Genomic DNA, 10,392 nt, shown 5'->3' on the forward strand with positions numbered 1-10,392 from the left:
CTTTCAACCTGATTATTGTGGATAATTATTCCAGCGATGGAACAACGGAAATTATTCAGAAATATGCTGCTCTGGATGATCGTTTGATCCATATTATTCCGGAACGGAAAGATTTAGGTATTGGAGGCTGCTGGAACGAAGCCGTTGCTCATGAAGCTTGCGGTAAATTTGCCATTCAGTTGGATAGCGATGATTTATATGCGAATGAAAACACGATTCAGAAAGTGGTGGATGCTTTTTATCGTGAAAATTGCGCTATGGTAGTGGGTACCTATCAGATGGTGAACTTTGCTTTGGAAGAGATTCCTCCTGGAATTATCGATCATAAGGAATGGACACCAGAAAATGGTAGAAATAATGCACTTCGAATTAATGGATTGGGAGCTCCTAGAGCATTCTATACTCCTGTTTTAAGAAAAAATCCAATTCCAAATGTGAATTATGGCGAGGATTACGCTTTAGGATTGGCCATTTCGAGAAACTATCAAATTGGTCGAATTTACGATTCCATCTATCTGTGTCGCCGTTGGGACGATAATTCGGATGCTTCCCTGGATATCGAGAAAATGAACGGACACAATACCTATAAAGATCGTATTCGTACCATAGAATTGAAAGCACGAAAATTAATGTAGTATCAAATTAAATGGTCTTTCGAATAGCTCGTCTTTTCGGAAGGCTTTAAAAATAGGAACATGAAGAATAAAATTCTGTCGTTTTTATCTGTTTTACTGTTTTTTATTGTCTCTTGTCAAGGAAGGGATAAAAAAAGACAGGATCAACGTGTTCAGAATGAAATTCAGCTTGCTGATTCTTCTGATCAGGCGATCTTCAATTCTCTTCGGGAACTTGCAGAATCGAATTCATTGGATTCTCTTGCGATGGGAGACCGTGTGATTGAAGTGGCCAAAATGTTTTTGCAAACACCTTATGTTGCGGCAACTTTAGAGGAAAATGAACAGGAAGCTTTGGTGGTAAATTTACAAGAACTGGATTGCACGACTTTTCTGGAAAATGTGGTGGTGCTTTCGGAGCTTTTCTCTCATAAAATGGTGAAGACTACTGATTTTTTGGAGGAGATGGAAGCGCTTCGTTACCGAGATGGAAAAATGACAGACTATTCTTCCCGTTTGCACTATTTTTCGGATTGGATCTATGAAAATGAACAGAAAGGAATTGTAAAAAATATAACGGCTGAAATTGGTGGCGAAAAATACAATAAGACGATCAATTTTATGAGTTCGCATGTAGATAGCTATGCTGCTTTGCAAGCTGATTCCAATTTGGTAGCGAAGATTCGCGAAACTGAAAACAAAATCAATAAAAGAGAACTTTTTTACTTGCCGGAAGATCGAATTCAAGAGGTAGAAGACAAAATTCACAATGGCGATTTAATTGCTATCACAACGCAAATAAAAGGCCTGGATATTTCTCATGTTGGTATTGCCATTCATGTAGATCATCGCTTGCATTTATTGCATGCTTCGAGTGCACAGAAAAAAGTTGTGATTTCGGATCTTCCCTTAGCCGATATGCTCATGAACAGTAAGTATCAATCGGGAATTATGGTGTGCCGCTTGCAGTAGACTCTTGAAATCACGAAAGTGTTGTTGGATTTAAAAGTGAATTTTGATGGATAAATTAGAGCATTTATTGGAAGAAAAATCTTCCGTACAGATAGTTAGCGATTTCCTAAATCAGCAGTTGAAAGATTGGCCTTTGGCAGGCGGAAATTACAAAGGACTGGAGCATTTGGAAGAAAAAGAATTCCAGTTCGACGGTTTTACAATTAAAGTGCAGTTCAATCCCGAGCGAATACGATCGTCGACGGCAAAAGTAGATGCCAAAAGCATACAGGAACGAGCCTGTTTTTTGTGTTTGGAGAATCTGCCTGCAGAACAGAAAGGCATTGCACAAGGCGACGATTTTGTGATTTTGGTGAATCCCTTCCCAATTATTCCACAGCATTTTACCATTCCTAAAAAGGCACATGTCGATCAGGCTTTTGCGGAAAATATTTCGGGAATGCTCTCCTTGGCCAAAAGTCTGGAAGGCTATACTCTTTTTTACAATGGGCCTAAATGTGGAGCTTCGGCACCCGATCACATGCATTTTCAGGCAGGAAATAAAAATTTTATGCCGGTAGACAGCGAGTATGCAGTGTTGAAAAAATCACAATCGGAACTGTTATCCGATTCATCGAAAGTGGAGATGAGAGCTTTTTCGAACTATCTACGTAAAATGATTTCCATCGAATCGGAAAATCAGGAGGACATGTTGCGTGCGGTTTCTATTTTTTACAGCTGTTTTGCAAAAATGCAGCCCGAGGAAAAGGAACCCATGCTGAATGCTATCTGCTCTTTTGTAGAGGGAAAGTACATTATGCATTTGTTTCCCCGAAAATTGCATCGTCCTAGTCAATATTTTGCCAAAGGCGATGATCAGTTGCTAATTAGTCCGGCTTCAGTCGATTTTGGCGGGGTGTTTATTACGCCTCGTCGCGAAGATTTTGAGAAAATCACTTCGGATGACATTGTGGATATCTTTAAACAGGTAAGTGTTGATGATGAATTTTTCAGGAAGCTATGTGCTTCCCTAAAAGAGAATCGAATTTAAAGGGGAGCCTTCTGAGTTGAATTGAAAGGCAGGTGAAAATGCCGTCGGATCGAGAAAGTAGACTGTCGGAATGAGAAAGTAGGCTGTCGGAATGAGAAAGTAGACGGTCGGAATGAGAAAGTAAGCTGTCGGAATGAGAAAGTAGACTGTCGGAATGAGAAAGTAAGCTGTAGGAATGAGAAAGTAAGCTGTCGGAACGAGAAAGTAAGCTGTCGGAATGAGAAAGTAGGCTGTCGGAACGAGAAAGTAGACGGTCTGAATGAGAAAGTAGACTGTCGGAATGCAATTGTTAACAGTCTTTACTGCAAATTAAACCCAATGCAATGAAAAAAAAGAGAATCCATACTCTACAACAATATCACGATAAGGATTTTGAGGCCGTTTTGACTTTGTGTCAGAATGCCTATGGGTTCGATTCCTTTAGTCGGGAGCTTTTGCACGAGAAAATTTACGGAGATCCTTTTTTCGATTTGAATTTGATTTGGATTGCTTTGGAAGAAGATGAGATTGTTGGTTTTTTAATGGGAACCTATCGCATGGATATTCGGGCGGTGAACTATGGCTATGTGAAAATGATGGCTGTGAATCCATCCTGCCAAAGAAAAGGAATTGCCCGTAGTATGTATGAATTGCTGGAAAAGGAATTGCGATTGCGAAAGCTTGATGTAATGCGATTGGGCGATGTTCCCATGAACTATTTTATGCCGGGAATCGATCCGCGCTACACGCCGGCTCTTTGTTTTGCCATGCGTTTGGGTTTCAATCGCTTTAGCGATACGGCTAACCTTTCGGTTGATTTATCGGCACAAGAATGGATGGACGAGGAAAAAATAAAGGAATTAGAAGCTGACAATATTGAAGTTTTACGGGCACGGGAAGAGGATAAAAAAGAGTTGATGGATTTTGTGGCCGAAGAATGGAAACTTTGGCAATATGAATTGGAAATGGCTTTTGAGAATGAGCCACCTGCCATTCACATTGCAAAGTTGAATGGGAAAATTAAGGCTTTTTCGGCACATTCGGCCAATAATAAAGGGATGCCCTGGTTTGGACCTATGGGTACTCATCCCGATTTACGGGGAAAAGGAATTGGAAAAATTTTATTATTCGCCTGTTTGGCTGATTTGAAAAATTTGGGCTTCCATCAGGCAATTATTCCCTGGGTTGGGCCTATCGATTTTTATTCTCATCATGCGGGAGCGATTGTAGAAAGAGTGTTTTGGCGTTACGAAAAAAAGTTAAACTAGATAAAGTTTATAAGATTCGGGATGGTAAAAATTGAGCTTTATTGTTTCGCAATTTGCAACTAAAATCAAATAAAAATGAACGAACCACAATTACGAGTTGGAATCATGTGCGAAAAAGAGATTTCGTTTTATCTACACGGAATTTACTTGCTTCGATCTAACGAAAAAGAATATACGGGAAAGCAAACTCTCAAATATAATAATGGGAAAATTACTTTCGATGGTCTTTCAGATACCGAATTGGTGTTTTACCCAAAAGAATATGAAAAAGGATCTTTCGATTTGTTCGATGTGACGATCGGAATAAAATTTCACTGGGAGCGAAAAGAAAATCAGCGTTTTAAAGGGGCTTTGTATTTTATTTGTGAGGATGAAAAAGTAAGGGCAATTAATGTGCTTTCCTTAGAAGATTATTTGGTGAGTGTGATCTCCTCGGAAATGAGTGCAACAAGTAGTTTGGAGTTGCTAAAGGCTCATGCCATTATTTCCCGTTCGTGGTTAATGGCTCAGGTAATTAAGGGAGAAGAATTGCAAAAATCGGATACTAATTATCAGAGCATTGTTGAGACAGAGGATTCGTATATTCGTTGGTACGATCGCGAAGATCATGTGAATTTTGATGTCTGCGCCGATGATCATTGTCAGCGCTATCAGGGAATCACCAAGCAATCGACACCTTTGGTGGTTGAGGCAATAGCCGAAACGCGCGGCGTGGTTTTAACTAGTGATGGGGAAATTTGCGATGCTCGTTTTTCAAAATGCTGTGGTGGTGTGGCAGAGACTTTCGAAAATGTTTGGGAACCTGTTCAGCATAGCTATCTGCAGGCGGTTGTCGATCAGCCAAATGTTCCGGAAAATCATGGTCTGGATTTGAAAAAGGAAGCCCTTGCTGAGAATTGGATTCGTACTTCGCCAGAAGCTTTTTGCAATACAACTGATAAAGAAATTCTTTCGCAGGTACTAAACGATTACGATCAGGAAACAATGGATTTTTATCGTTGGGAAGTTTCCTATACGCAAGGGGAAATAGCTGAATTAATCGAACGAAAAACCGGTAAAGACTTTGGTCAGATTTTGGATCTGATTCCAATCGAAAGAGGAGAGTCGGGTCGTTTAATCAAATTGAAAATTGTAGGCAAAAAACGCAGTTTGATCATCGGAAAAGAATTGGAAATCCGTAAAGTTCTTTCCGAATCGCATTTGTACAGCTCCGAATTTGTTGTTGATAAAGTGGGAGCAGAGAATGGAATTCCAGCCAAATTTATTTTGGTAGGTGCCGGCTGGGGTCATGGTGTTGGTCTCTGCCAGATTGGAGCCGCTGTTATGGGCGCTAAAGGTTATAAATACGATGAAATTTTGCTTCATTATTTTCGGGGAGCTGAATTGGAACAAAGATATTAAGTACGAGATGAGAGCAATGAGAAAAAACCAGATGGCTTTGCTAATGCAGGTCTGAATGATCTCATATCTGCCAACTCAAAACTAAAAAACGAACAATGTCAAAATTAAAAACTACTACACGATCTCCATGGGCATGGATTCCCTCTCTTTATTTTGCAGAAGGAATTCCCTATGTTGTTGTGATGACCGTTGCTGTAATCATGTACAAGAAATTGGGCATCTCGAATACGGATATTGCTTTGTATACTTCCTGGTTGTATTTGCCATGGGTGATAAAACCGTTTTGGAGTCCTATTGTTGATATTTTAAAAAGCAAGCGATGGTGGATTGTAAGCATGCAATTATTGATAGGTGCCGGTTTGGCCGGTGTTGCTTTTACGATTCCTACTACCTTCTTTTTCCAGTCTACTTTAGCCTTTTTCTGGTTGCTTGCTTTTAGTTCTGCTACGCACGATATTGCTGCAGATGGTTTTTATATGTATGGTTTGGATGCCAACAAACAGGCTTATTTTATAGGAATCAGAAGTACTTTTTACCGTTTAGCGATGATAACCGGACAAGGATTGCTGATTATTTTAGCAGGTTATTTAGAAACATCTAAACTGTTTGGCGCTTCGGAAGCAAATATTCCTATGGCTTGGTCTTTGACCTTTTTCATATTGGCTGCCGGTTTTTGTGTGCTCTGCTTTTATCACAAGTTCGCTCTTCCTCACCCCAAAGAAGATGAGGAGCGGGAAGTAAAAAGTTTTTCGAATGTCTTTTCCGATTTTGGTGAAACGTTCAGTAGTTTTTTTATGAAGAAAGACATCCTTAAAATATTAGGCTTGATTTTGGTGTATCGTTTAGGAGAATCGCAATTGGTAAAAATGGCTTCTCCCTTTCTTTTGGATACGAAAGAAATAGGTGGCTTAGGGCTTTCCACCAGCGAGGTAGGAATTATTTATGGAACCATAGGTATCCTTTTTCTAACTGTTGGAGGTATTTTAGGAGGTTATGCAGCTTCGCAAAAAGGACTTAAATATTGGTTGTGGCCCATGGTTATTGCCATTAACCTTCCGAATTTAGTTTACGTTTATTTGTCTTATGCTTTGCCTAGTTCTTTTGTATTGATCTGCGCTTCGGTTGCGGTGGAACAGTTTGGATATGGATTTGGTTTCACAGCTTATATGCTGTATCAAATTTATGTGTCGGAAGGAAAACACAAAACTGCTCATTTTGCATTTTGTACCGGCTTAATGGCTCTGGGAATGATGATTCCTGGGATGATTTCTGGTTGGTTACAGGAATTGTTGGGTTATCAACACTTTTTTATCTGGGTGATGATTTGTACCATTCCAAGTTTTATTATGGTGAAGTTGATTGATGTTGATCCTAAATTCGGAATAAAAACAAATAAAAATGAAGAGTAGAATTGCATTTTTAGGCGATAGCCTTACTTATGAAGGTGACTGGCAGGAATATTTCCCGGCTTATGAAGTGGGTAATTTTGGTGTTTCAGGAGAGACTTCTGCCGAAATTATTTCTCGTTTAGATGAGGTTCTTGCCTGGAAACCAACAAAAATATTCCTGATGATGGGCATTAACGATTTAGCAAATGGGATCAGCAATAAAACCATTCTCGAAAATTTTAGAACTGCAATCCATAGATGCAAGGAAACTTCTCACTCGCAATTGGTGGTTCAAACTATTTTGCCTACCAACGAGAATATCTTTAAAAGTGACTCTGTTCGGGGTGTTAATATTCTGGAATTGAATTATCGATTGAAAGAACTTTGTCAGGAAGAAAAGGTAGTTCTTCTCGATCTTTATCCTTCGTTTTCGAATTACGCCTATCAACTTATTAGAGATTATACTCCCGATGGTTTGCATTTAAAGGAGGCTGGATATAGCATTTGGCAGAATTGTTTGCAGGCTGAAAATCTGATTTGAAAAACTCGATGTGATGAAAAAAACGGAACGATTGATGGCTTTAGATGCCTTTCGGGGATTAACCATTGCTGCAATGATTACGGTAAATACACCAGGTAGCTGGGAGTATGTATATGCTCCATTGCTTCATTCGGAATGGAACGGATGTACGCCTACCGATTTGGTATTTCCTTTCTTTTTGTTTGCGGTGGGTGTAGCCATGTGGTTCGCTTTCGGAAAATTCAATCATCAGTTAAGTCCTGCGGCAGGAAAGAAAATCCTGAAACGAACGGTGCTAATTTTTATTATAGGTTTGTTTCTGAATGCATTCCCATTTGTTCATCTTAAATTGGAAAATTTAAGAATAATGGGCGTTTTGCAACGGATTGCCTTAGCGTATGGAATAGGAAGTTTACTTTGCTTGTCTTTGAGTAAAGTTCGCCTGATGTATGTTTCTTCTGCAATTTTGCTGGCATATTGGGCTTTGGTTTTTTTCCTGGGCGGAAATCATCCGTATAGTTTGGAGGGGAATCCAACTCAGGCTTTCGATAACATGATTCTTGGTACTAGCCATATGTATCAGGGTTTTGGTATTCCTTTCGATCCGGAAGGATTGTTTAGCACTCTTCCTGCAATAGTAACAGTTATTTTAGGTTATCTTTCCGGATATTTAATTGCGAGCACCGAGCGAAAAAAATTGGTAATGAAGTTGTTGCTATTTGGGTTTTTAGGTGTAGTAGTTGGCCAGATTTGGAACCTGGGCTTCCCAATTAATAAGCCAATTTGGTCTAGTTCTTATGTAGTGTATACGGCAGGTTTAGCGCTATGGGTATTAGCGTTCATGATTTATCTGATCGATATTTTAGCTTACAAGAAATGGGCACATCCTTTTCTGGTTTTTGGAATGAACCCTTTGTTTATTTATGTTCTTTCGGGAGTTTGGGTAAGAGTGATGATTTATTTGATTCACTTTTCCGATCAAGCAGGAAATTCAATAAATGGATATACTTGGCTGTATAAAAATGGTTTTGCATCCTGGGCAGGAGATCTTAATGGCTCCTTATTTTTTGCCTTAGCACATATTCTTGTGTATTGGTTGATTGTATTGGTTCTTTATCGACGAAAGATATTTATTAAGATCTAAAACCAAATCAAGATCGATATAAAAGAAAATCTGTTTTCAGCTAGTTTTTTCGTTTGCTTTCTTTCATCGATGATTTTCGACTGAGTAACATGGGACCCGAAACACCTAGTGATAAGGCCGAGAGAACAAAAAGAGCTCTTAATCCATTGTCGACAGTTTCCTGTAAAAGTTGTAGAAAAAGGGCATGGTCGTTTTCTCCTGTTAAGCGGATAATTCCCAACATCATGCGGTAGGTAAATGCGCCGGGAACCATGGGAATTACAGCAGGAATGGCAAATACAAAAGGCGGAGAATGTCTGAAATGAGAAGCTTGAACGCTTAAAAAACCAATAAGTAAGGCTCCTGAGAATGAACTGAGTATAATGTTGACACCTAATTTTAGGCCAATAAATTTTAGTGTACCACCCAGAGCAGCCATAATAAAAATTAACCATAAAGTGCGGGGGGGAACATTAAAAAGGATTGCAAAGCCTGTGGCAGCAAATCCTAACCAAATCCATGTGTCTAAAAAAGAAATCCACTCCATAGTTTAAATATTATAAATAAGTATCGCGCCAAGCAAGCCCAGGGCGATTGAAAAAGTAATTATCAATCCATTAATTCCCCTTACTATTCCGTTAATAATATTTCCGTCTAAAAAATCAAGAAGCGAATTGATCAAGGGAATTCCTGGAATCAAATACAGTACAGAAGTTGCAAAAGCATATTCGGGATTGGGACCGATGTGCAAGTAAACAGCTAATCCCGAAATCATCGATGACACAAAAGCGGCCGAAAAAATACAGAGGTAAGGGTTGAAATCTCTTTTGGTAACCTCCTGTCTGATAAAAAGCCCAACAAAAGTGGCTGTAAACGCAACCAGCATTTCTATGGTTTCCCCGCCAAATAAGCGGCAAAAAGACGCTCCAGCCAAAGCAACCATGAGTAATGTTACCATGCGAGGGTAGTGAGGAACCGATTTTAATCGTTCAATTTCTTGATTAATCATTTCTAAATCCCACTTTTCTTCGACAGCATGCCAGCTCATGCGACTTAACCCACTCACAATTCTAAAGTTAACCCGATGCGGAGATGTTTGCATGAGTCGGCTAAAAAACTGATTCGATTTTTCGTTGCTTACTGTCACCATTAATGCCCTATGCGTAATCAATAACTCGGCATGGTAATCAAAGGCCGAGGCAATTCGCATTACCGTTACCCGGATTCTGAAGGTATTGGCTCCAGCTTCCATCAGCAAGGAACCTACTTCAAGCAGAATATTACAAAGTTTATTAATCTTATCTTTTTCGGATAAAACCATTGTTCTCTAGTTTAAAATTGTGTTTGATTTCTTTGATAACTGCTACAAATTAAACTTGCTGTTGAAAGTCAATTTTTCTCTACAGATTGTTTAGGAAGTAATAAACATAGCACTTGTAAGAGATACAAAAAAAATTTTTGCAAAGTTAATGAATTCAATACATTTTGTTTCCACAGTGGGGAAAAATAAAGTTTTGAATACCCAAGTTATTTTATGCTAGGATATAAGTAGTATTTCTGCGATGTTTCGATGAAAGACTGAGGAACTTCCCAAAGTTCTTCGATATCTTCTACCCGAAATTTTTTTGTGAATTCTGCTCTGATTTTTTTACTTCCGCACACTCGGTCGAACATTTTTAAGCGCGAAGGACTGCATATACTAAAGGGGTTTTTGTTGGGATACAATTGGTGACATTCTTGCATCACATAGAATTGAATAAGAGAAATAGGAGCTTTTTGAAAATCCGTAAAGTGCAATTGAACGCCATGCAATAGTGTTCCTTTTCCTACCGAATAGTAGGGCTTGTAATGAACAGGTCTAAATAAAACTCCAGGAATTTTAAGCTGATTGAGATTATGAGCCAATTTATCAGCATTAATCCATTCGGCAGCAAATAATTCAAAGGGTTGCGTGTAGCCTACGCCAATCGAAATGGTATACAACTCACCAAGTATGCCTGAAGCAGCGTAGTAAATGGCACTTTTCGAATTCGGAATATGAGGCGATGTTGGTACCCATGGTAATCTGGTATCCTCAAAAGTCATGTTTCGTTTCCA

The 10,392-nt window shown here is 39.1% G+C and carries 11 protein-coding genes and 1 pseudogene; 8 read left to right on the plus strand and 4 right to left on the minus strand.

Annotation, left to right across the window (positions count from 1 at the left end; genetic code table 11):
- The 3 genes from ABYT26_RS16645 to ABYT26_RS16655 all read left to right on the plus strand — a co-directional run.
- A partial coding sequence (locus ABYT26_RS16645) for a glycosyltransferase family 2 protein (protein WP_372755973.1) occupies positions 1-635 on the plus strand: 635 nt, incomplete at its 5' end.
- 60 nt (positions 636-695) lie between these two features.
- Positions 696-1,586, plus strand: coding sequence for an N-acetylmuramoyl-L-alanine amidase-like domain-containing protein (locus tag ABYT26_RS16650; protein ID WP_372755975.1), 891 nt, complete (start codon positions 696-698; stop codon positions 1,584-1,586).
- A 46-nt stretch (positions 1,587-1,632) separates the two neighbouring features.
- Positions 1,633-2,616, plus strand: a complete 984-nt coding sequence (locus ABYT26_RS16655) for a DUF4922 domain-containing protein (RefSeq protein WP_372755977.1) — start codon at positions 1,633-1,635, stop codon at positions 2,614-2,616.
- On the opposite strand, the gene ABYT26_RS16660 is transcribed toward ABYT26_RS16655, so the two are convergent.
- Positions 2,576-2,902, minus strand: coding sequence for a hypothetical protein (locus tag ABYT26_RS16660; RefSeq protein WP_372755979.1), 327 nt, complete (start codon positions 2,900-2,902; stop codon positions 2,576-2,578). The two genes, ABYT26_RS16655 and ABYT26_RS16660, sit on opposite strands and share 41 nt — an antisense overlap.
- A gap of 37 nt (positions 2,903-2,939) precedes the next feature.
- On the opposite strand from ABYT26_RS16660, the gene ABYT26_RS16665 reads away from it, so the two are divergent.
- The 5 genes from ABYT26_RS16665 to ABYT26_RS16685 all read left to right on the plus strand — a co-directional run bounded on the left by ABYT26_RS16665 (position 2,940) and on the right by ABYT26_RS16685 (position 8,316).
- Positions 2,940-3,863: a GNAT family N-acetyltransferase gene (locus ABYT26_RS16665; RefSeq protein ID WP_372755981.1), complete on the plus strand. Its 924-nt coding sequence runs from the start codon at positions 2,940-2,942 to the stop codon at positions 3,861-3,863.
- A gap of 75 nt (positions 3,864-3,938) precedes the next feature.
- Entirely contained in the window at positions 3,939-5,264 is a 1,326-nt protein-coding gene (locus ABYT26_RS16670; protein WP_372755983.1) for a SpoIID/LytB domain-containing protein, read from the plus strand.
- 95 nt (positions 5,265-5,359) lie between these two features.
- Positions 5,360-6,673: an MFS transporter gene (locus ABYT26_RS16675; RefSeq protein WP_372755985.1), complete on the plus strand. Its 1,314-nt coding sequence runs from the start codon at positions 5,360-5,362 to the stop codon at positions 6,671-6,673.
- Positions 6,663-7,193 carry a GDSL-type esterase/lipase family protein gene (locus ABYT26_RS16680; RefSeq protein ID WP_372755987.1) on the plus strand — a complete coding sequence of 177 codons (531 nt, stop codon included), beginning with the start codon at positions 6,663-6,665 and terminating at the stop codon, positions 7,191-7,193. The genes ABYT26_RS16675 and ABYT26_RS16680 overlap by 11 nt, the downstream gene beginning before the upstream one ends.
- A 13-nt stretch (positions 7,194-7,206) precedes the next feature.
- On the plus strand, positions 7,207-8,316 hold the full coding sequence (locus ABYT26_RS16685) for an acyltransferase family protein (protein ID WP_372755989.1): 1,110 nt from the start codon (positions 7,207-7,209) through the stop codon (positions 8,314-8,316).
- A 40-nt stretch (positions 8,317-8,356) separates the two neighbouring features.
- Here the strand turns inward: ABYT26_RS16685 and ABYT26_RS16690 are convergent, their stop codons facing one another.
- The 3 genes and pseudogenes from ABYT26_RS16690 to ABYT26_RS16700 all read right to left on the minus strand — a co-directional run.
- A complete protein-coding gene (locus ABYT26_RS16690; protein ID WP_372755991.1) occupies positions 8,357-8,842 on the minus strand; it encodes a threonine/serine exporter family protein in 486 nt (161 codons plus the stop codon).
- A gap of 3 nt (positions 8,843-8,845) precedes the next feature.
- Positions 8,846-9,616, minus strand: a complete 771-nt coding sequence (locus tag ABYT26_RS16695) for a threonine/serine exporter ThrE family protein (protein WP_372755993.1) — start codon at positions 9,614-9,616, stop codon at positions 8,846-8,848.
- Positions 9,617-9,822: 206 nt separating this feature from the next.
- Positions 9,823-10,392: pseudogene (locus tag ABYT26_RS16700) on the minus strand (DUF1343 domain-containing protein); the annotation flags it as partial.

Origin of the sequence: Labilibaculum sp. (assembly GCF_041595635.1) — a bacterium.
GTDB lineage: Bacteria > Bacteroidota > Bacteroidia > Bacteroidales > Marinifilaceae > Labilibaculum.